Below are 22445 nucleotides of genomic sequence, written 5' to 3'. Positions count from 1 at the left end.
AGCAGTGTACGTGAGTTAGCTTTAACAAAAAAGAGCAATACGACTAACTTAATATTAAATAGGCAAATCAAGCGGGGCTAAGTTTTCAAGTGCACGCTTTTTTAAAATAATATCTTTAATTAGTGGAGTGAGTACAAGCTCCATAGCTAAACCCATTTTACCGCCGGGTACAACAAGCGTATTAATACGTGACATGAAACTGCCTTCAATCATGCGCAAATAATAAGGAAAATCAACATCTTCAATTCCCCTAAAGCGGATAACAACAAAGCTTTCATCAAGCGATGGAATGTCTTTTGCGCTAAACGGATTTGATGTATCAACAGTCGGCACGCGTTGAAAATTAATATGGGTGCGGGAAAACTGCGGGGTAATATGATTTATATAATCATCCATACTGCGAACAATAGAGCCCATAACGGCTTCGCGAGAATGTCCGCGCTCTGAGGTGTCACGTATTAGTTTTTGTATCCACTCCAGATTAATAATAGGCACCATTCCTATTAATAAATCAACATGCTTTGCCACGTCCACATCTTGATCAACTACGCCACCATGCAGCCCTTCATAAAACAAAATATCGGTATTGTGATCAAGATCTTGCCAAGGGGTAAAGGTGCCAGGTAATTGATTGTAAGGTACGGCTTCATCAAAGGTGTGTAAGTATCGGCGTAACTTACCTTGGCCTGTTTCACTATAGTTTTCAAACAATGCTTTTAATGCACCAAAGTCATTGGCTTCTCGGCCAAAGTAACTAATGTGTTTACTTTCTTGTTGTGCTTCTCGTACTTTTTTATCCATTTCGGGGCGAGTGTAACGATGAAAGCTATCTCCTTCGACGAAAGCCGCTTGAATATTAAGGCTACGGAAAATATGTTTAATTGCATTCGTTGTCGTTGTTGTACCTGCACCAGACGAACCCGTAATTGCAATAATAGGATTTTTAGCTGACATGTTAATTCTCTTTTTTAGGACCCGATTTTATAACCAGACTAAACTTAACATTATTTTAAGTCGTTTGGGTATCTTAAGAGTTGACTGATTTAGCTCAAGTGACGCCATCAGCAAATAACGTTATCATGAGGTGCTTAAAATTAAAATGAGAGAAAGCATGAAACTTTTTAAACCATTACTTGGATTATTTTCTATAGCAGCGCTTAGCCCAATTATGGCGCAGGCTAGCATGCCAAAAAGCCAAGTATTACTTGCTGATTTAAATACGCCTTATGGGGTACAAGTTAGTATAGTGAGTGATAAAAACAGTTATAACAACCAACCGCACTTAACAAGTACAGGTTTATACTTTACTCATGAAATGATTACTGATGGGCAAAGCCAAACCGATATTGCTTATTATGACTTAACATCAAAGCAAGTTACCAATATAAGTAATTCTCCTGTAAGCGAATATTCACCAACGGTTATGCCAAGTGGTAATGCGATATCAGCTATTGTGGTTGAAGCGGACGGCAAGCAAAAATTGTGGCAATACCCACTTAACAGTGAAGATGCGCCAAGCCGTATTTTTGATTGGATTGAACCTGTTGGGTACCATGCATGGGGTGTTCAAAATGATTTAGTAATGTTTATTTTAGGCCAGCCACATACCCTACAATATACTTCTGTAGAAGCTGCTAAAGGGCAAGTGGTCGCAAGTAATATTGGCCGTACGCTTATTTATAATAGCTCAACAGCAACATTTTTATTTAGTTACACTAAAAACGATCAACACATTTTAGCGAGTTTTAATCCACAAAATAAACAAGTTGAAGACTTACTAAGATTACCGGTTCAAGTTCAAGATTTTATTTTGAAAGATGATGCAACTATCGCTTATGCTATTAAAAACCGCGTTTATCAGCGTAAACTTGATAGAAGTGATGAAGTATCGCAATGGCTTGATTTAAGCACCTACTGCGAAACAAATATAACAAGAATGAGCTACAACAATGAAAAGCTCGCTTTTGTATGTGATATAAAGAACTAAAGCAGACAAATAAATTCAGATTTTATTGTGTGTATACGTTAATCTAATGCGTAAATTTAACTAATAGGGATTACACGTGGCTTATAGTGCAGACGAGCTGACAGAGCAGCTTATTAAATTACAATGTAGAAGTAATTTTAAAATTAAAAACATTGCAGAGTACATGTTAGTAAACTCTAAAGAAGCATTTTATACCCATAGCGAAAGCGGCAAGGGTAAAATAGTTATTCGCCCGGCATTTGAAGTGTTTAGTGATGATTTTAGTGATATTGATGGCGTAACTCGTGCTCAAGGGTACTTTCATAGCAGCGAGATGACACGCTTTCCTACGCGCATTTTTAAAAGCGCCCAACCTATTCACTATGGTGTGGCATTTAAAATAAATTCTGAGCAAGCTGCAAAAGACTTTATAGCCAAACTTACAATGATTATTGGTAACTAATAAAGTAAAGCAAAACGTAAAAAGCCGCTGAATTTATATTCAGCGGCTTTTGTATTTTTATAGCTTAATAAACCTAAGGGTTACTTACTTTTTAAGAAGCTATTAACCGATTCTAGTTCACGTGTTTTAAGCGCGATACAATCATTAGTACTTTCTTCAAGCTTACTTAATGTACGAGCATAACCGGCTACATCAGCTACTTTTTCGTTAAAAAAGTCTTTTGTTTTAGCTAGGCTTTCTGCATTACAGCTTGCAGTTGTAAAGTACGGTAAGTTAGGAATAAAGAACGGCGGTAAGCTTGCGGTTACTTTATCGTAGTTACTGTAAACCCAATCAATAAATAACGCTTGGCGCTCGTCGGTGTAACTTTGACCAGATAAAATAGTGCGCATATCAGAGGCCGTTACTTCATCCGTTAAGCTATAAGCGAGTACGGCTTTTTGTAACTCAGGCTTACCAAAAAAGCCCATTGCAGCAAGCATGTTAGTGCGTACTTGTGGATCTTTAGTCGTTTTAAACGTAGTCATGAATTGATCAAGCAGTGCTTTATCACCATGATAAGCGGCAAGTGTTAAGTATGTTCCTGCTAAGTAAGGGTCTACTTTTTGTGGATCATTTAAATAAGCTTGTGTTTGTTCTTTCGCTTTTTTGATTACGTTTTGATCTTCACCATCAAAACCTAAGCGTGACACAACGGCCGCACGAAGTTGTGCAATAGCTCCGTCTTCTCCCGCTTTAGCTTCTAGTCCATATTTTTTAGCCGCAGGCGTTACCGCATTACGAATAAATTCAGGCCATAAATCTTTATTGCTATCGTCTTTAAAAGTACGTTGTTGCGATACTAAGTAACCAAGTGCGGTATTTGCTACGCGAGGGTGGCTATCGCTTACGAACACTTCAAGTGTTTGCATTAATTTAGCCGCAGATATAACACCTGCATCAAGTAGTGCATCAGTAGCCGATAATAACGCTAAGCGTTCACGGTCACTCAGTACGCTAGGCGCCTTTTTAACAAGCGCGCTAAATTGTGCATCATCCATTACCCAGCGGTAGTAGCCTAGTGCACCTTGGTCAGGATAAATCCATTCTGGTTCAAAGTCTAAGTCTAGCGTTTGGCTTTGTTTATTAAGCAATACGTTTGCTGTTTTTACTTTATCGCCAGCACCATATTTAATTGCAACCGGTACATTCCATAACTGCTCTGGCGCATCAACGCCTGCATTTACAAAACGGCTTTGTGAAATTGTTACTTTACTACCTTGTTGGGCTACTTTAACTAGCGGGAAAGAAGACTGTTCAATAAACGATTTTAAAACACTCGCAACATCTTTGTTTGATGCTTTGCCAAGTGCTTCCCATAAATCTGCCGCTTCAGCATTTTTATACGAAAACTCTTTTAAGTAGCTTTGAATACCTTTTTGGAAAGCGTCTTCGCCAATCCAATTTTCGACCATAGCTAGTACTGAGCTACCTTTACTGTAAGCAAGACCTAAACCGTCCATAATGTCGGCTTCGGTTTTAATTGGCTTACGAATAGGCTTGGTGCTTAAACGTGCATCAAGTGCCATTACGTTGTTTTGTGGTAAGTCTAAGTGCGATTCAAACTCAGGGTTAAGCTGCTTAGTGATTTTTGCAGCCATCCAGCTAGCAAACGCTTCGTTTAACCATAAGTCGTTCCACCATTTCATGGTTACTAAGTTACCGTACCATTGGTGAGCCAGTTCGTGGGCAATAATAGATACATTACGCTGTTTTTTACTGCGTGTAGCGGCAGCTAAATCAACTAATAAAATATCTTCTCTGTAGGTTACTAAGCCTGAATTTTCCATTGCGCCGAATGGAAACTCTGGCACTGCTACTGAGTCTAATTTTTTGTAAACGTAAGGAATACCAAAATACGCTTCAAGTGCGCCCAGTACTTTTGGAATGTTTTCTTTTGCGTATTGGGCTAAGTGAATTTTACCTTGAGGGGTAATTACACGACCAGGAATTGGCATGCCTTTAATTTCTAATTCTTCAAACGGGCCAACAGCCATCGCTACTAGGTATGAAGGGATTGGCGGTGTTTTATCAAAAAAGTGTGTGGTCATATCGCCATTAACTGTTGTTTTTAACTCTGGCGTATTTGAATATACTTTTTGTGATGTAGGCGCAGTAATCGTTAACTGAAATGGAATTTTGTAACTTGGCTCGTCAAAAACAGGAAATGCACGGCGTGCATCACTCATTTCAAATTGAGTAAATAAGTAAGGAGTGCCTTGGTCTAATGTTTTGTATAAACCAACGCTTTGACGGTTATACGGCGCTGAAAAATCAACTTTAAGTGTGTATTTACCCGGTTGAATTTGCTCATCACAACTAAATTTAACTTTGCCCGTTTTAAGCATTTCGTTGTTTAAATCACAGTTTTCTTCACCAAGCAGTTGCGCCATTTTAACAGCGTAAGCTACGCCATTTAACTCAATGTATTTTGTTGGTTTTAGTACTTCTAGGGAAATCTCTGTCATCCCTGTAAATGTATCTTGGCTGGGGTCGAGTGTTAACGACACCTGTTGTGAACTTGGTTTTGCGAGTTTTTCAATAACGAATTCGTTAGCGTTTGCAGCACCCATTGCCAAAGCAACGCTCACTGTTAAGAGGCTTTTAAGAAACATAGTGATCCCTAGATTGTTGTTGTTAGAAACGACCCTAAATAGGCTTTTTTATGCTCATATAATTAGGGGGTTAGATATCCTAACAGTTTTTTTAAATAGAGTAATTGATTATAACGGTGACTTTAAGGGGAAATAGTAACAAAGTTTGTCAGTGGCTTTCGCGTGCTATAAAGCGTTGCCAATGCAAGTGTGAGTTAATAATACGTATTTGTTGGACAACGGTATTTAATAAGTGGGTATCGTTAAATACATCGTGTGGATACTCGTTAAAACCCATCAAGTAATTAAATGCGTCTTTAGAGTTGGCTTGTATGGCGTATATACGAACTTGTTGCTCAAAGTTAAGACGAAGACTGCTTATTGCTGTTTTCATACCGAGTTGATCTACGTTTGGTATATCACATTTTTGCAGATAACCGGCTCGCTCACCTTCCCCTGAAAACCAAATACGGACTTTTTCACTGTATCTGCCAGTTTTAGCAGGTAAGTCGAACATTAATCTGTATTGATTTTTTGATTTTATAAACGCTATATATTCATTAAATCCAGCATTTATAAGTGCCTGATGTACAGGGACTAAACGAGGTTTTATTTTACCGTGGGTATGAAAATTAAAACATAATACATTTTTTTCAAAAGACAGATCATCAAGCGTTAAGTAACCAACCTCATCGCTATAAGCACCACTGTAATAAGCAATTAACGGAAGCCAAAAATGCCAGTGTTTTGGTTGCTCTCGTGCAACTTTAAAATCACCGTATATATATCCATTATAAAGAGTATGCAGTTCCATGGCTGAAAAGGGCCGGCGACCAAGATGGGTTTTCAACGTAATACCTTGAAAATAATGATGTGTTTTATTTTATACCCAACTAGCAGTAGATGCTAGTCGGGTTTTATCCGCTTTTAGAGTAAAGCGTATAAAGTATTATTCACTTAATGCGCGAGCTAAACCTGTAGGTTCAATCTCTGCACATACTTGGTCGTCATTCCAATTGATGCCAACAAGTGCGTTATCTTCGTTTAAATCTTCAACCCATGCATCTAAAAATTCATCTAGGTTTATTTCTACTGGGCTGTAATCTTTCCACTCTTCTTTACACTGTGCTTTAGCTGCTGCTTCACTTTCCCACAGCAGTAACACGTCAGTTTCGTCAAATTGGTTAGAATCGCACACTACAAAGCCATTATCTTCTGCACCAAGTGCCCAAATTACTTCGCTAACACGTACTTTTTCTACGAAGCTAACTAGTTGTGATTCAATTTCGATATCGCTCATGTGTTTACCCTTTTAAATTAGTGACGAGGATTAGTGTCTATTGCTGCTTGACGCTCACCATATTGCTTATGAAAAGCAACAAGCTCTGAATACTGACTAAAGTCAGCTAATTCACGAAAGCAAATCCAATCAAGCAGGCAGTATAAACTGATGTTGAGGTATTCACAGCTTTTAAATTCTTCATCGCTTAAATGGGCATTTAAAAAGCTTAATGTTTGCTCAATACGTTCGTTTTGCAGGTTAAAAAATAATTTGTCGCTTTTGGTGTCAAACCCTGAGCGTTTACATAACACCATTTCTACTAGCGAATCGTTACAGGCATTTATAGTCGTAAGTAAGTGCTCTTGAGGCCAAGTCAGTTTTGGCTGACCTGTTTTTTCAAGTAAATAGCGTAATATGGAATTAGAGTCACTAAGTGTTAAGTCGCCATCTACCAAAATCGGGATTTTTCGGGCTGGGTTTTTACTGGCCATAGTAGGGCGGTCTAGATCAGAAAATATGTCTAAATTTACAAGTTCTAGCTTGCAGTCGTTTTCTTGCGCCCAAATTCTAATTCGACGTACGTAAGGTGAAGGTACAGAACCAATTAATTGCATAATTACTCCATAAAAAAGCCGCATAAGCGGCTTTTATCAAATGTTACTTACAGTACAGTTAAATTTATTCTGAACGGCTAGTAACTTCAAGTAAATGATAACCAAATTGAGTTTGTACAGGGCCTTGAACTTGGTTAATTGGCGCAGAAAACACAACTTTATCAAACTCTGGAACCATCATACCAGGGCCAAACTCACCAAGAGCACCGCCATCCTGACCTGAAGGACAATTAGAATGTGCTTTTGCTAATTCAGCAAAGTCTTCGCCTTGCTCAATTTTTGTTTTTAAGTCTAAGCATTGTGCTTCACTGTCTACAAGTATATGTCGTGCGCTTGCTACTGTCATAAAATCTCCCAAATATAGTGTGGTGTTTTTTTAACCGAATTGAAATGTCATTCTAGTTAGTTTCAACTAATTGTACCAGTATAAACTTATTTTTCAGAAAGCGCAGTTTCAATTGCTGCAATCATTTGCTCTGAATTAGGTGCCACTTTGCTGTTAAACCGTAAAACTGTTTTACGATCAGCAGACACTAAGTATTTATAAAAGTTCCAATTTGGAGAACTAGTTTGCTCGTTCAAATATTTAAAAATTGGGTTTGCTTCATTTCCACGAACTTCGCTTGTGGCAAACATGGGAAAAGTTACACCATAATTAACAAAGCATATTTTTGCAGTTTCTTTTTCACTATCTTCTTCTTGAAAAAAGTCATCAGAAGGGAACCCCAATACGACTAAACCTTGGTTTTTGTATTGTTGATATAACGATTCAAGGCCTTTAAATTGAGGCGTAAAGCCACAATTACTCGCCGTGTTTACTATTAATAAAGGCTTATTTTTGAATTTGCACAAGTTAATAGATTCTTTTGAACGAAGCTTTCGTATATCTACATTAGTAAAATCTTGACAGTCTTGGGCAGAGGTTTGGTTAATAGTTGATGATGTTTCAGCTTGGAGTGGAGCATTAATAAATAAAGCCGTTAATCCTATTATAATTTTTTTTAGCATTACATTACCTAAACTTTACGATTGTTTGATTGGATAATCATACGCTAATATGGAACAAATTGATCAACCTTCTAATGACCTATGACAACGCGTTTAGCAACTATTAATGATCTTAATGAAATTGTAGCCATTTATAACGAAACCATTGCAGGGCGAATGGTCACTGCAGATACCGAAGAGGTAACCGTTGACGAAAAGCGTGACTGGTTTAATAGCCACACTGATAAAAGACCCATTTACGTATACTGTGAGAATAACCAAGTACTTGCTTGGGTCAGTTATAAGTCGTTTTATGGGCGCCCAGCTTACGACGGCACAGTAGAAATGAGCATTTACATTACTAGTAAAGCGCAAGGTAAAGGGCTTGGTAAAAAGCTAATGATATTTGCTCAAACACAAGCTAAGCAATTAAATATTAAAGTATTACTCGGCTTTATTTTTAGTCATAACTTACCGAGTGTTAAATTGTTTAAGCATTTTGATTTTGCAATATGGGGTGAGTTGCCAAGCGTTGCCATAATGGATGATAAGGCGTATAGCCTTACTATTTTTGGAAAACATCTGGAATAAATTATTTTTCATAATGTTGTAATATTTTTTTACAAAATAAGACGAAGGGTTTATGCCAATTAAATAAAAATAGTCTACGCTATTAACATATTAAGTTTATTAATTTGAAGTGTAGCTTGATGATTCGAAAAATATTAATTGTTGATAGTAGCAGTGTCATCGCAATGCGTGTGAAAGTGCTTTTAGAATTAATAGGATGTGAAGTCGAATTAATTCATTTCAGCATGCTAGACATGTATACCAATATAGGCGACTACGACTTAGTTGTTGTTTCCCATGGTGTGCCTGTTGATTCTATAAAACCGCTTGTTAGCCAAGTAGCACAAGAGCGTTTTATGCTACTTGCTCCAAAAGCACAAAGCGGTGAGCAACTAACAGCATTTAGTGAGCTAAATCACATTGCGCCTAACGCGACCGTGATCTATCCGTTTTTTTCTAATAAAGAAATTACTTCTCTTTTAGAGAGCCTACTAGAGTTAGGCTCTAATCATATTTTGCAATTACCCACTATTTTACTCGTCGATCATGTTCCTGAGCGCCTCGAAAAAATGAAAAACAGCTTGATCGGTGCTCATATCGAGACCCATACAGCAACAACCTCCTCAGAAGCTTTAGAAATTAGTAAAGAGCAAAAAATAGATATACTGATAAGTGATTTTGTTTTAGACGACGGCACAGGCTTAGAAATTTTTTCAAACTTAAAAATAATGCAACCACATTGCCGTTGCTTATTATTTACCTCACGGCCTGATCAAGTTTCAATGATTGACGCAATTCGTCAAGGCGTAGAAGACGTACTCATAAAACCACTAAACGATAGCTCACTATTACAATCAATACATAAACTGTGGCAAACAGAGTTATTAAAACGTCATAACGCAGAGCTTGTAGAAAGGCTACAAGATACGGTTGATGCTCTAATTGAAAAAGACAGTCTACTTCAGGTTATTTATAAGCATACGCCCGATGCAATTATGTTGTTTGAGAAGTGCGGTAGAGTGATAGAAGCTAATGATGCTTGTTTAAAACTATTTAATTTACCGTTTAACGAGCTCGAGGGTAAATCAGTATTTAACTTTTTAGATGATGATTCAACGTTAGGTATTAAAGATAAAATTTCGACACTAAACAGCAATCGCCAATTTAGCTGCGACTTACGTTTATCTAAAACAGCAGGGGGTTATATACCGCTAGTGGGATCTTTTAATGAGATAGATCACCATGGCGAAATAGCACTTGCCGTCATATTTAAAAATGTAACCCATCTTAAGCAAAAAGAAGATTTACTACTTGAAGCAAAAGATGTCCTTGAAGAGCAAGTTAGAGCACGTACTTCACAGCTCGAGCACGCTAAAAACGTGGCTGAGGCTGCCAATCTCAGTAAGTCAGAATTTTTAGCAAACATGTCGCATGAACTTCGCACGCCTATGCACTCTATTTTAAGCTTTTCGCGTTTTGGTTTAAGCAAACTAGAAACTGGAGATTTTGCAAAAGAAAAACTCATTAAATACCTATCTCGCATAGAGAGTAGTGGTGAGCGTTTACTTTCGTTACTTAATAATTTACTCGATCTGTCTAAGTTAGATGTAGGTAAGTTTCCATTTAATCCTCGTCCGTATAATTTAGCGAACATTATAAAAACAAGTATTGATGATGTGTCTGGTACGGCAATGGAAAAAGAAATTGAGATTGTATTCACCGCGCAGCCGTTACCTGTAATTGCGCAATGTGATGAAGAGCAAATAAATCAGTTACTTCGAAACGTACTGGGTAATGCACTTAAATTTAGTGAACCCAAAAGTAAAATACAGGTAAATTTAGAGTCAGATAATAAACTTGCCACCATGAAGGTTATCGATAATGGGATCGGTATACCAGAAGATGAGCTGGAACATATTTTTACTAAGTTTGTACAAAGCAGCAAAACAAATAGCGGCGCCGGTGGTACAGGATTAGGCCTTGCATTGTGTAGAGAGTTTGTGTCTTTACATCAAGGTGAGATCACTGCACGTAACAACGAAAATGGTGGTGCGACTATATCTATACAAGTGCCATTAGAAATAAATCTAGACGAGCATTTGGCTGAAGATCAATTAATACAGCATAGTAATTAATTGCTAACTAGCATACCAAGTAACTTTTTTGAGAATTTGAATGGATGATAAATTATGGCCTTAACTAAAATACTCGCCGTTGATGACGAACCCTTTAACCTTGAAATTATTGAGGAGATTTTAGAGGAGCTTGATTTTGAATTACAAGTAGCGGCGAGTGGGCCTGAATGTTTAAGCATGGTTGAAGGCTATATGCCTCAGGTTATATTACTCGACGTAAGTATGCCGCAAATGAACGGCTATGAAGTATGTAAGGCACTTAAAGCAAACCCAAATACGGCACATATAATTGTTATGTTTGTATCTGCTCGTGGCACTGTTGAGGAGCGCATGGAAGGCTACTCAGTTGGCGCAGAAGACTACATTGTAAAACCCTTTGGCCATGATGAACTTAAATCAAAGCTTAAAAATTTAAATCAAGTACTCGTTGAAAAACAAAGCCTTGAAAAGCAAGTTGAAGATGCAACATCAACTGCATTTAATGCCATGGCTAACAGCAGCGAAATGGGGCAAATAGTTAACTACGTTGAAAACATAGGTTTTATTAATGACCCTCAAGAACTAGGTAAAGCGCTTATAGATTGTCTGCAGTCTTTTGATTTACAAAGTAATGTAGAGTTTAGAGAAAGCGATGAAATTAGCCACTTTGCACTAAACGGCGTGTGTTCACCTATTGTGGTGGAACTATTCGAAATGCTTAAAAACAAAGGGCGCTTACATGAATTTTCGCACCGAATTTTAGTTAACTATGAATTGATTAGCTTACTTATTTTAAATATGCCTGATCACGATCCAGATAAACACGGGCGTATACGCGACCACGTATGTTTTATTGTCAGTGTTACCGAGCAGCAGCTACGCGCCATCATGACTAAGAAAATGCTTGAATCGCAACAAGCAAAACTTAATGCCGTAGCAAGTACGGTTCACAGTAAGTTTCATGGCTTAATTAGCTTGTTGAATGACAACCGTCAAAACAACGAAAAAGTTTTTAAACAGTTACAAGAAGAGCTTGAAGAGCGTATCCCAACAATGGGGTTAGATGAAGATCAGGAGGTGTTTATTTATAAAAAAGTAGATGAAACTATCCAAAAATCAGTAGCAAGAGAGGAGTCTGTTAAACAAGTGAAAGCAGCCTTTACAGAAATAGAGCAAGATCTATCGTTACTTTTGAAAAGTTAAATATATTTAACTAAATAATGTTACTTCAAAGGCTTACACCAATCGCATTATGCGTCTCTGGGTAAGCCTTTTTCTACAATTCTGATTAACCTAGCCGTTTTACGAATTTGTAATCGTTGCTTATCGTTTTGTTGAGCAAGGGCCCATTCAATATGTTCTAAAACAAGCTCGCTGCATACTTGAGATTTATCTTCTAGGGCATGAATAATAGCGGGGCTAAATTCTGCATTACCTAAACCGACCGCTATATTACGTAACCAACGTTCGTGACCAATGCGGCGAATAGGGCTGCCTTCGGTATTTTTTAAAAATGTAGTCTCATCCCAAGCAAATAGCTCAAGTAAGTCTTTATCTTTTAATTGAGTACGAGGATGAAAATCATTTTCGTCAGTTATTTGCCCATAACGATTCCAAGGGCATACTAACTGGCAATCATCGCAGCCATAAATGCGGTTGCCTAATAAAGTTCGGTACTGCTCTGGAATAGGACCTTGGTGCTCTATTGTTAAGTACGATATACATTTACGTGCATCAACAACGTAAGGCTCTACAATTGCTCCTGTTGGGCAAAGCGTAATACAAGCAACACATTTTCCACAGCCTTCAAACGTGTTTTCTGTATCTATTGGCAGGGGTAAATCAATAAATAGCTCGCCTAAAAAAAACCACGATCCTGCTTCTTGATTAATTAATAACGAATGCTTACCACGCCACCCTAAACCGGCTTTTTCTGCGAGTTGACGCTCAAGTACCGGGGCTGAATCTACAAAGGGCCTAAAGCCATACTCGCCAATTTCTTGCTCTATTTTTTGGCCAAGTTTTTTTAAACGATTACGCATTAATTTATGGTAATCACGACCCAGTGCATAACGACTTATGTATGCTTTTTCTTTATTTTTTAAGGTTTTTGCAAAGCCTGCATCAGGTGGGAGGTAGTTCATTTTTACAGATATAACACGTTGTGTACCAGGTACTAATTCAGCAGGGCGAGCACGTTTCATGCCATGCGCAGCCATATAATCCATCGAGCCGTGATAGCCCGCATCAAGCCAGCGTTGTAATTGGGCTTCGTGCTTAGATAGGTCAATATCAGTAATACCTACTTCGCTAAAGCCAAGCTCTTGCCCCCAGGTTTTTATTTGCAGGGCTAATTTTTCATAGTCTGGGGTAGGGTTGCTCACACGCTTTACACACTTAAATTAATAGCTGCGTAATTTACCATATTTCTCTAAGCCCGAAAACGCTTCTTAGTGCACAAAGCGTTTTAACTGTTGTTGAGTTTGTATACTTAGCTGCTGGGATTGTTGGCAATCACTAAGGGCTGTATCTATTTGCTGTTTAGCGTGCTCACCTAGCGCTACAATTTGTTCTACCGATTGGTGAGTATGGGTTTGAGTATCCTCGAGCATATGCACCGCGTTGGCTATTTGTTGTAACTGCTGTTGGTTGTGCTCAAATTCACTCAGCATTTTAGTAAAACCATCTGAGGTGGCGCTAATTGAGCTTTGTGCATTATTAGAGTGAGTTATTAATTGCTCTGACTCTTCATTTGTTTCGTTCACCAAATCATTCATTTGATTTATGAAGTCGCTTATTTGCCTGGTTGCGCCACTGACCTTTATTGAAAGCGTGCGTACTTCATCTGCAACTACGGCAAACCCTCTGCCAGCTTCACCCGCTCTAGCTGCTTCTATTGCGGCGTTAAGGGCTAACAAATTAGTTTGATCAGAAAACTCTTCAACCATTTTTAAAATACTACGAATATTTTCACTGTTCTCTTTCAATCCCGCAATTGTATTTGAAAAGCTACCCAGCATATTAGTAATTAGCTTAACTTGTTCCACTAAAGCAGCGAGCTCGGATGCAGAGAGTTTTACAAAGTTAAGATGTTCATTATTAACGTTATGCACGCTATCTGTATTATTTACTATGTTTTGTAGGCTTTGGGTTATTTGCATACTGGCATTAATAATACTGTGGCTTAACTGTATTTGTTGCTCGCTAGATTGCTCAGTGTTTTGCATTGATTGAGTGACTTGCGTATTACTGTGTGCACTAGCTTGAGCACTATTATATGTTGTGCTGAGTAATTCACTTAAATGAGCAGTAAACATATTGTACTGGGTACTTAAATCTTTAAATTCGTCATACGAAAAGTGGGGAAGTTTTGCTGCTAAATTTGCATCTTGTTGGTTTATTTGTATCAAAGTATCGCGCATAGCAGTAACAGGGCGAACAATTAAAAAGCGCATATAAAAAAGAGTAAAAATAAAACCAGATATAATAACAAGCGTAAGCAGCCAAAATAGCCCTGTACTTTGCTGTTGTTCGCTTAAGCTCTGATGCAGCCAAAATAACGTAATTGCTTGCAACAATAATACAAAGCTTAAGTTGCCAACTATTTTACGCGTTAACGTAAAAAAGAATGTTTGCTCTATATAGTTATAAATTTTCATAAAACCACTCATTATGCTTAAGCCCTGTAATTATAATTTTAGTTAGGGAGGTGTAAGTTAGCTTTTTTGTAACGATAACAAGTAAGCTTTAGTTCGCGCTGGGTAATTTGTAAAAATTCCGTCTATACCGTACTCAAGCATTAACGCTATATCTTGTTCTCTATCGACCGTATAAGCATAAATCTTTAGACCTCTTTTTTTTGCATCATCTGCAAAAGCCTTATTTATAAAGGTTTTATCTACATGCACGCTAAAAGCGTTTAAATCACTTGCAAACTTTGCATAGTTAATTGGAATAGAAGACGTCAGGGCACCTATTTTAAGCCATGGTAGTCTGTTTTTGAGCCACTGTAGTTGATGATGATCAAACGATGACACTAAAATATTTGCTTTCGATATTTTGTTAGCCTCAATATTTTTTTCAAGTTGAGCCACAAACCTTTCCAGCTCAAAAGTATGTTTAAGCTCAATATTTAATAAAGATTTATTATTATTCCAATCAAATAACTGCTGAAGAGTGGGAATTTTCTCGCCATTTCCAGCATCAAGTTTAGAGAGTTCATGTGCAGTAAAATCACTCACCCGACCTTTACCGCTGGTGGTTCTATCGAGCCACGAGTCGTGTATTAACATGTAATCATCGAAGGAACTTTGAATATCTACTTCAATACCATCAACACCTACTTTTAACGCTTCTAAAATAGCGCTTTTGGTGTTTTCAGGAAAATCCCCACTGGCACCACGGTGTGCAAATACTTTCATTGTTGAGCCTTTTTAGTGATTGACCACGTTTCAAAACAAGCGGCACTAACAATAAGTGCTCCACCAACTAACGTCATAACAGTAGGACGTTCATGAATAATTACTATAGCCAGTATGGTGCCATAAAGTGGTTGTAAGCAAGAAATTAACCCCGCAGTTGCCGCCGATAAATGCTTTAAACTTGCTGCAAATAACGAGTGCGGTGTAGCTGTAAATATAACACCCGCTACAGCAATTAAAATTAGGTCGTGATTACTAACTTCATATACCGGCACTTCTATAAATGCGCACAGCATAATGCTTGCCACTAAGGTTTGATAAAACATCGTTTGCGGGCCACCATATTGGCTAAAGTAGCGTTTATGGGTAATGTTTCTGATTGAAAAAAACAATGCCGATATAACACCTGTTATTACACCGAGGGTCACATCGTCGCCTAAATTTGCACTTGGGACTAATAAGTAAATACCTAAAACAACCACGGCCGCACTTATTATATCTTTTGCTTTTGGCCTACTTTTATTAAATAAGGGCTCTAAAAATACCGTCATAACGGGGTAGCTAAAAAATGCCAACATTCCAATTGTTATACCGGCCATTTGCATACCTGCAAAATAGGTTACCCAGTGTATACCCACCGCAACACCTAAAAATAACGCAATAAAGTAGTCTTTAGGTTTATTTAGCTTAATTTGTTTTTTTTGAAAATACAGCATGGCTAAAATAGCCATTCCTGCAATTGCAGTTCTGTAAACGGTAATATCTAAAGCATTTAAACCAATAAGCTTGGCAAATAGAGCGGTTCCGCCAAAAAGTAATACAGCTATGTGTAAGTAAATCAGGCTTTGCTGTTGTGGTTGCATTAAAACGTTATCTCCTTTTTTCAATATCTTATCATTGAGGCCACGTTTACAAGATGAAATTTTCCTAATATGACAAATGTCATTAAAGTTAATGACACTTCACACTCTTATTATTTTTGTACGCAGGCATAGTTATCTTACTCAACAGGAGATAATTATGAATTCTTTAATTCTAATCAGCTTAGCTATTAATGAAGTACTAGAGACGTTAAGTTTCACGATCACTTATGCAGATTGCTTTATGCTGCTCTGCATTTTTGTGTTATTTATATTTACCAATAAAAATAGTGCTATAAATAAAAATAATATGGCAGAGGTATTAATATGAGTTCGCTCAACACCTTCTCTCAACAAAGTGATAAAGGTTTTTGGAAATACGGTCATTTAATTTTTACCGGCTTTTATTTACTCCCTCTCATAATTAATTATTCTAGTTTTACGGCTAACCAAATCACGATGTCTTTAGCTTTTTATATTGCCTTTATTCTTTTGTATGTAAAAGCAATAAACTGCAAAAGCACAGGTGTGACCAAGTTGTTTGTAGCCATGCTATTAATTTGTTTCTGCGCTACTTTTTACAGCTCGGGCACTCCTACTTTATTTGGCTTTACAGCTTATGTAGCGGGCTACGCATATAGCTATCATCAAAGAATTTATGCTGCACTCGCGATTATATCTACGGTTTTATTAAGCGCATATATTGGTGATATAGGGAAGATTCAATACTTTTTAGCTGTTGCTTTGATTTTATGCGCCGCGTTATTTAGTTACGGTATTGCAGCAAAAAGAGAAAGCTTATATAAAAAGCGTGAGCAAGAAAGTGCTAACCAATTAGAGCAACTAGCTGCTATTGCTGAGCGCGAGCGCATTGCCCGCGATTTACATGACATTTTAGGGCATTCATTGTCATCTATTGCTTTAAAGGCTGAGCTTGCTAATAAATTAAACCAAGGTGAGCGTTACGCTCAAGCAAATAACGAAATTGCACAAGTAGCAGAGCTTGCAAGGCAATTGCTTAGCGATGTAAGAAACGCAGTAAGTGATTTAAAACAGCTTAACCTTGTCAGTCAAATAGCACAGCTAAAACAAAGATTAATAGAGCAAGGTTTTAACGTAAAAGTGAGCGTAAATTTAGATACTCTGCCCGCTAAGGTAGAAGGGTTCGCTGGGTTAATAATTAAAGAGGCTGTGACTAATTTATTACGTCATAGCAGCACAAAAAATTGCGAAATAAGCATAGAGCAAACAGCGCAACAGCTTCTTATTAAAGTGATTGATAACGCGCCATGCAATACATTAAAAGTAGGTAATGGTTTAAATGGCATTACAGAGCGAGCAGAGCAATTAAAGGGCAGTGCTAAATTTACCTGTGGTGATACTTTTACGCTAAATGTGATATTGCCAATCACAGCTAAGGATTTACAATGATTAAAGTTTATTTAGTGGAAGATCAAGCGCTTGTTCGTGATGCAATCGCAGCACTATTAAGTCTCGATTTTAATATAGAGATAATTGGGCAAGCAAGTAACGGGCAAGATGCACTTAATGCAATTGAGGCGCTTGATAGTGATTTACTGCCAGATATAATTTTAACCGATATAGAAATGCCAACCATGAATGGTATAGAGCTCAGCGAAAAAATAGCTGCTAAGTTTCCCGCTATAAAAATGGTTATTATGACCACATTTTCTCGTGCGGGTTATATTAGGCGAGCGCTTACGGCAGGCGTTAAAGGGTTTATACTAAAAGAAGCACCCAGTGAAGATCTAATAAATGCCCTTAAAAAAGTAATGCAGGGGCAAAAGGTAATTGATCCAGAGCTTGCTATTAATGCATTAGACGACGCAGATCCACTTACCGATAAAGAACGCAAAGCACTTAAACTTGCAAGCGATGGCCTTAAAACAAGCGAAATAGCCAAGCAGTTATTTATAAGCGAAGGCACCACACGTAATTATCTATCAGACGCCATTGCAAAATTAAACGCCACTAACCGCATAGATGCTGCGCGTATAGCTAAACAAAAAGGATGGCTTTAAATAGTGGGTTTATAAATTATAAGCAAAGTATTACTATGTTACTTATAAAAGTAACGAACGGCGCTTAAAATTAGCTTAAAAAGCGTTAAAAGAGGGTTTAATGGCAAATTTAATAGAACTAACAACTAAAAATAGTACTGCAATACTCACTATGAATACCGCTGAAAACCGCCACAACCCAGCATTTTTGGCTGAGTTTAATTTACATCTTGACCATATTGAAGCAGATCAAAATATTAAGTCTGTTATTTTAACCTCTTCGAGTGATAAAAACTGGTCATTGGGTATCGACCTTCAGTGGATGTCTAATCCAAGTATTTTACCTGCTGCAATTTCTGACTTTATGATTCAAATAAGTGACTTGTTTAAGCGCATAGTTATTTTTCCTATGCCGATTATTGCAGCGTTAAACGGCCATACTTACGGTAATGGTTCTGTGCTTGCATGTGCGTGCGATTTTAGATTTATGAAGTCAGACAAAGGCTTCTTTTGTTTTCCTGAAGTGGATGTAATGGTGCCGTTTGTACCGTCGATGTTTCCTATAATTAATAAAGCTATTTCGCAAACATTCTTTAATCGTTTAGCTATGTCAGGAGAGCGTGTTGGTGCACAGCAGTTGCTAGACAATAAAGTGGTTGAAGCTGTGTTTGCAAATAACGACGAACTACAAGCGGGTGCACTTGAGTTTGCCCAGCAGTTTAATAAAAACCGCTGGATTTACGCTCAAAATAAATCACAAATGAATAAGCAAATTTTGCTTACAATGAAAGAAGAAGACCCAAGCTTTATTGATAATATAAGCAAACTGCTCTGGAAAAACCTACAAAAAAAATAAATAACCTGAACTCTGGTTAAGAGATTTACTAACGTATTGAATCATGTTGATATTTAAATTTATTTTCTCTAGCCAGAGATTTTCAGTGAAAACAAGGCGAATTTACGCGTCAATAGCTGGCCTATTGCAAGTATATTCAACGCTGTTAGCGCTGAAAATAGCTGCTCGAGATAGATTTATTAGCCAGAGCTCAGGTTATAATAGCGCGATAGGGTTTTAGCATTGCTACGATATGACTTAATACTTTGCAGTTAAGGGGTCGTTAAGCCCCATTGCGCTAGATTTTTAAACTATACAGCAAGATAAACAGCAAGGTAAAAGTGCTTTCTTAAAAGTTTAATCGCTTTTACCTGTCTCATTATAACTATATGGGTTAAAATACCTACATAACCAACTAACAAGATAGTGAATGTCAAACCAAGATCCAAATCTCAGTCGAGAACAAGAAAAGTACGAAAACCCAGTCCCTAGTCGTGAGTTTATACTTACTCACCTTCAAGAGCGTTCAAAACCTGCTAACTACGCGCAATTATGTGAAGAACTAGCAGTAAACGATGACGAACGCCAAATAGCATTTAAACGCCGCCTTCGCGCTATGGAGCGTGACGGACAGCTGTATTTTAATAAATTTAAATGCTATGCCCTAATTGACGAAGCCGGTTTAACCAAAGGCAAAGTAATAGGCCACAGAGACGGTTTTGGCTTTTTAGAAGTTGAAGGCGAGAGTAAAGATTGGTTCATTGCTAAGCACCAAATGAATATGGTGTTACATGGCGACATTGTACTAGCTAAAGGCACTAAACGTGGCTCTGGCTCAAAATGCGATGCACGTATTATAAAAGTGCTTACTAACGAGCGCGCGCCAATTGTTGGCCGTTACTTTGTAGAGCATGGTGTTGCCGTTGTGGTAGCTGAAGACCCGCGCATAACGCAAGATATAATGATTTTACCAGGCAACGAAAACGGTGCCCGCCATAACCAAATGGTGCAGGTTAAAATCACTCAAAATCCAAGCCGCAACATGAACGCGGTAGGTAAAATTATTGATGTACTTGGTGAGCATTTAGCCCCAGGTATGGAAATTGAAGTCGCACTGCGCAATCACGATATTCCACATGTATGGCCTGAAGAAGTTGAAGCACAAGTTGCTCACCTAGGTGAGTTCGTTGAAGACGCTGACAAAAAAGGCCGCGTAGATTTACGTGACTTACCACTTGTAACTATTGATGGCGAAGACGCTCGCGACTTTGATGACGCCGTATACTGTGAACCTAAAAAATCGGGTGGCTGGCGCTTATGGGTTGCCATTGCCGATGTATCGCATTACGTAGGAATGAACACGGCGCTTAACAAAGAAGCAATTTTGCGTGGTAACTCAGTGTATTTTCCTGAGCAAGTAATTCCGATGCTACCAAAAGTGCTTTCTAACGGATTATGTTCGCTTAATCCAAAAGTAGATCGCTTATGTATGGTTGCCGAAATGACCGTATCGAGCGCGGGTAAACTTTCGGGCTATAAGTTTTACGAAGCGATAATGAACTCGCATGCGCGTTTAACTTACACCAAAGTAAATGCCATTTTACAAAACGACGAAAAACTACGCGAAGAATACTCAGCCGTAGTGCCACATTTAACTGACTTACAGCAAATGTATATGGCACTTAAAGCAGCACGCCAAGACCGTGGTGCCATTGAGTTTGAAACCCTAGAAACACGTTTTGTATTTAACGCTCAGCGTAAAATAGAATCAATAGTGCCTGTTATTCGTAACGATGCGCACAAACTCATTGAAGAATGTATGATTTTAGCCAACGTATCGGCGGCTAAAATTCTTGAAAAGCACGAAGCAAGCGCGCTTTATCGTGTACATGACGAACCAGACAGTGAAAAACTAGGTAACTTTACTAAGTTTTTAGGCGAGTTAGGTATCGAAAGCACATTAAGCGACGAGCCAACACCAAAAGAAATAACGCAAGTACTAGCGCGACTAGGTGACCGCCCAGAAGCTGAACTTATTCAAACTATGCTACTGCGTTCAATGAAACAAGCTGTATATCAGCCAGATAACATAGGTCACTTTGGTTTAGCGTTATCGGCTTATGCGCACTTTACATCGCCTATACGTCGTTACCCAGATTTAGTAGTACATCGTGCTATTAAAGCAGTTATAAAAGCACAAGGTCAGCAAACGTCTGGCGAATACGCTTATACCGACGACGAAGTTGATCAACTTGGTGAGCAGTGTTCTACCACAGAGCGCCGCGCCGATGATGCAACTCGCGAAGTAGCGGATTGGCTTAAATGTGAGTTTATGCAAGATCACGTAGGTGACGAGTTTGACGGTGTTATTTCATCGGTCACTAACTTTGGTTTGTTTATTCGTTTAGACGATTTACAAATTGATGGGCTTATTCATGTTACTAATTTAGGCGACGAGTTTTTTGCGCATGATGCTGCAAAACACACCCTAATAGGTGAGCACTCTCACAAAGTTTATCGCCTTGGCGATAAAGTAACAGTAAAAGTTGCGTCGGTTAGTTTAGACGATCGCCGTATCAACTTAACGCTTAAAGGCGATGTTGCACAAGACAGATACTCACGTCGTCGTGCGCCAAAAAAAGGTTCAGGTAAATCTGAGCATGCGCCAGCAAGTGTGCGTTCGCAATTAAAAGCAGGCAAAGTACCGGGTAAAAAGTCGCACAGCGATGACAAGCCAAAAGGTAAAAAAAAGCCAGCGAATAAAGACAAAGGTAAACCGGCAAATAAGTCTGCAACTAAACCCGCAGATAAAAAAGCAGCAGACACTGCCGTAAAGAAAAAGCCGAAAAAGAAGGCAGTTAAAAAGCCTAAAAGAGCTGGCAAAAATGCCCGTAAAAGTACTAGCCCAGGAGCAGATAATACGTGAGTAATGAATTAATTTTTGGCTTTCACTCTGTTGAAGCAATTTTAGAAAGCGAGCCAGAGCGCTTTGTAGAAATTTACGCCCTTAAAGGTCGTGACGACAAACGCTCAACTCCGATTATTGATGAAGCACGTAAGTTTGGTATTTCAGTACAGTTTATGCAGCGTAAAGCCCTTGATAGCAAATCAAAGGGTGAGCAGCATCAAGGTATTATTGCTAACGTAAAAGCAGCGCCTACGTTTAACGAAAAAGATCTTGATGCGATAATCGCTCGTGAAGACACACCGTTTTTACTTGTACTTGATGGTATTACCGATCCGCATAACTTAGGCGCATGTCTACGTAGTGCAGATGCTGCCGGTGTTCACGCTATAATTGTACCTAAAGATCGCTCTGCCAAGCTTAACGGCACAGCACGTAAAGTAGCTTGTGGCGCAGCCGAAACAGTACCGCTTATTCAAGTTACTAACCTTGCACGCACGCTTCGCGAAATTAAAGATGCAGGCGTATGGGTTGTAGGCACTGCTGGTGAAACTGATAACCACGTATTTGATGCAAGCTTAACGGGCCCAATGGCTATTGTTATGGGCGCAGAAGGCGAGGGCATGCGACGCTTAACGCGTGAGCATTGCGATATGCTCGTTAAAATTCCAATGGCGGGTACTGTTTCAAGCTTAAACGTATCGGTAGCCACGGGTATTTGTTTGTTTGAAGTATTACGCCAACGTAACGCAAATAACTAATACCTAATATATA

21 protein-coding genes are annotated in these 22445 nt (G+C 38.4%); 10 read left to right on the top strand and 11 right to left on the bottom strand.

Annotation, left to right across the window (positions count from 1 at the left end):
- Positions 1 to 54: 54 nt before the first annotated feature.
- Positions 55 to 954: a phosphoribulokinase gene (locus I6F49_RS06855; RefSeq protein WP_166419348.1), complete on the bottom strand. Its 900-nt coding sequence runs from the start codon at positions 952 to 954 to the stop codon at positions 55 to 57.
- A 157-nt stretch (positions 955 to 1111) separates the two neighbouring features.
- Between I6F49_RS06855 and I6F49_RS06850 the strand changes: the two genes are divergently transcribed.
- Together I6F49_RS06850 and I6F49_RS06845 are read left to right on the top strand one after the other, a co-directional pair.
- Positions 1112 to 1987 (top strand): hypothetical protein, encoded by an 876-nt coding sequence (locus I6F49_RS06850; RefSeq protein WP_197179396.1) that lies wholly within the window; start codon positions 1112 to 1114, stop codon positions 1985 to 1987.
- Between the two features lie 76 nt (positions 1988 to 2063).
- A complete protein-coding gene (locus I6F49_RS06845) occupies positions 2064 to 2429 on the top strand; it encodes a hypothetical protein (protein WP_007579906.1) in 366 nt (121 codons plus the stop codon).
- Between the two features lie 80 nt (positions 2430 to 2509).
- On the opposite strand, the gene I6F49_RS06840 is transcribed toward I6F49_RS06845, so the two are convergent.
- The 6 genes from I6F49_RS06840 to I6F49_RS06815 form a co-directional block, all read right to left on the bottom strand.
- Positions 2510 to 5083 (bottom strand): M1 family metallopeptidase, encoded by a 2574-nt coding sequence (locus tag I6F49_RS06840; protein WP_197179394.1) that lies wholly within the window; start codon positions 5081 to 5083, stop codon positions 2510 to 2512.
- 148 nt (positions 5084 to 5231) lie between these two features.
- The gene (locus I6F49_RS06835; protein WP_166419345.1) at positions 5232 to 5912 is read right to left on the bottom strand and encodes a hypothetical protein; all 681 of its coding nucleotides are present in this window, start codon (positions 5910 to 5912) and stop codon (positions 5232 to 5234) included.
- A 99-nt stretch (positions 5913 to 6011) separates the two neighbouring features.
- Positions 6012 to 6362, bottom strand: coding sequence for a DUF2750 domain-containing protein (locus I6F49_RS06830; protein ID WP_024599302.1), 351 nt, complete (start codon positions 6360 to 6362; stop codon positions 6012 to 6014).
- Positions 6363 to 6379: 17 nt separating this feature from the next.
- Positions 6380 to 6958, bottom strand: coding sequence for a glutathione S-transferase family protein (locus tag I6F49_RS06825; RefSeq protein WP_197179392.1), 579 nt, complete (start codon positions 6956 to 6958; stop codon positions 6380 to 6382).
- Between the two features lie 64 nt (positions 6959 to 7022).
- Positions 7023 to 7304 carry a peptidylprolyl isomerase gene (locus tag I6F49_RS06820; protein WP_002958009.1) on the bottom strand — a complete coding sequence of 94 codons (282 nt, stop codon included), beginning with the start codon at positions 7302 to 7304 and terminating at the stop codon, positions 7023 to 7025.
- Between the two features lie 86 nt (positions 7305 to 7390).
- Positions 7391 to 7966: a glutathione peroxidase gene (locus I6F49_RS06815; protein WP_197179390.1), complete on the bottom strand. Its 576-nt coding sequence runs from the start codon at positions 7964 to 7966 to the stop codon at positions 7391 to 7393.
- An 81-nt stretch (positions 7967 to 8047) separates the two neighbouring features.
- Between I6F49_RS06815 and I6F49_RS06810 the strand changes: the two genes are divergently transcribed.
- The 3 genes from I6F49_RS06810 to I6F49_RS06800 all read left to right on the top strand — a co-directional run bounded on the left by I6F49_RS06810 (position 8048) and on the right by I6F49_RS06800 (position 11832).
- Positions 8048 to 8536: a GNAT family N-acetyltransferase gene (locus I6F49_RS06810; protein WP_197179388.1), complete on the top strand. Its 489-nt coding sequence runs from the start codon at positions 8048 to 8050 to the stop codon at positions 8534 to 8536.
- 119 nt (positions 8537 to 8655) lie between these two features.
- Positions 8656 to 10650, top strand: coding sequence for a hybrid sensor histidine kinase/response regulator (locus I6F49_RS06805; RefSeq protein ID WP_197179386.1), 1995 nt, complete (start codon positions 8656 to 8658; stop codon positions 10648 to 10650).
- Between the two features lie 54 nt (positions 10651 to 10704).
- Positions 10705 to 11832, top strand: coding sequence for a response regulator (locus I6F49_RS06800; RefSeq protein ID WP_166419340.1), 1128 nt, complete (start codon positions 10705 to 10707; stop codon positions 11830 to 11832).
- 47 nt (positions 11833 to 11879) lie between these two features.
- Here I6F49_RS06800 and queG read toward each other — a convergent pair whose 3' ends face one another.
- The 4 genes from queG to I6F49_RS06780 all read right to left on the bottom strand — a co-directional run bounded on the left by queG (position 11880) and on the right by I6F49_RS06780 (position 15913).
- Positions 11880 to 13013, bottom strand: a complete 1134-nt coding sequence (gene queG, locus I6F49_RS06795) for a tRNA epoxyqueuosine(34) reductase QueG (RefSeq protein ID WP_166419339.1) — start codon at positions 13011 to 13013, stop codon at positions 11880 to 11882.
- 66 nt (positions 13014 to 13079) lie between these two features.
- Positions 13080 to 14300 (bottom strand): methyl-accepting chemotaxis protein, encoded by a 1221-nt coding sequence (locus tag I6F49_RS06790; protein WP_166419338.1) that lies wholly within the window; start codon positions 14298 to 14300, stop codon positions 13080 to 13082.
- Between the two features lie 45 nt (positions 14301 to 14345).
- The gene (locus I6F49_RS06785; RefSeq protein ID WP_166419337.1) at positions 14346 to 15050 is read right to left on the bottom strand and encodes a glycerophosphodiester phosphodiesterase; all 705 of its coding nucleotides are present in this window, start codon (positions 15048 to 15050) and stop codon (positions 14346 to 14348) included.
- On the bottom strand, positions 15047 to 15913 hold the full coding sequence (locus tag I6F49_RS06780; protein ID WP_166419336.1) for a DMT family transporter: 867 nt from the start codon (positions 15911 to 15913) through the stop codon (positions 15047 to 15049). Before I6F49_RS06780 ends, I6F49_RS06785 begins: the two co-directional genes overlap by 4 nt.
- A 324-nt stretch (positions 15914 to 16237) precedes the next feature.
- On the opposite strand from I6F49_RS06780, the gene I6F49_RS06775 reads away from it, so the two are divergent.
- From I6F49_RS06775 to rlmB, 5 genes are all read left to right on the top strand, one after another.
- Complete coding sequence (locus I6F49_RS06775; RefSeq protein ID WP_197179384.1) at positions 16238 to 17341, top strand: sensor histidine kinase; 1104 nt, start codon at positions 16238 to 16240, stop codon at positions 17339 to 17341.
- A complete protein-coding gene (locus tag I6F49_RS06770) occupies positions 17338 to 17952 on the top strand; it encodes a response regulator transcription factor (RefSeq protein WP_197179382.1) in 615 nt (204 codons plus the stop codon). Before I6F49_RS06775 ends, I6F49_RS06770 begins: the two co-directional genes overlap by 4 nt.
- Before the next feature lie 100 nt (positions 17953 to 18052).
- Complete coding sequence (locus I6F49_RS06765; protein ID WP_197179380.1) at positions 18053 to 18787, top strand: enoyl-CoA hydratase/isomerase family protein; 735 nt, start codon at positions 18053 to 18055, stop codon at positions 18785 to 18787.
- Between the two features lie 409 nt (positions 18788 to 19196).
- Positions 19197 to 21692, top strand: coding sequence for a ribonuclease R (rnr, locus tag I6F49_RS06760; RefSeq protein WP_197179379.1), 2496 nt, complete (start codon positions 19197 to 19199; stop codon positions 21690 to 21692).
- Positions 21689 to 22432 (top strand): 23S rRNA (guanosine(2251)-2'-O)-methyltransferase RlmB, encoded by a 744-nt coding sequence (rlmB, locus tag I6F49_RS06755; RefSeq protein ID WP_007378377.1) that lies wholly within the window; start codon positions 21689 to 21691, stop codon positions 22430 to 22432. Before rnr ends, rlmB begins: the two co-directional genes overlap by 4 nt.
- Positions 22433 to 22445 lie beyond the last annotated feature (13 nt).

It is taken from the genome of Pseudoalteromonas sp. SWN166 (assembly GCF_015864485.1).
GTDB lineage: Bacteria > Pseudomonadota > Gammaproteobacteria > Enterobacterales > Alteromonadaceae > Pseudoalteromonas.
The sequence above is the reverse complement of the archived record's forward strand: the minus strand, read 5'-3'. Positions and strand labels throughout refer to the sequence as shown.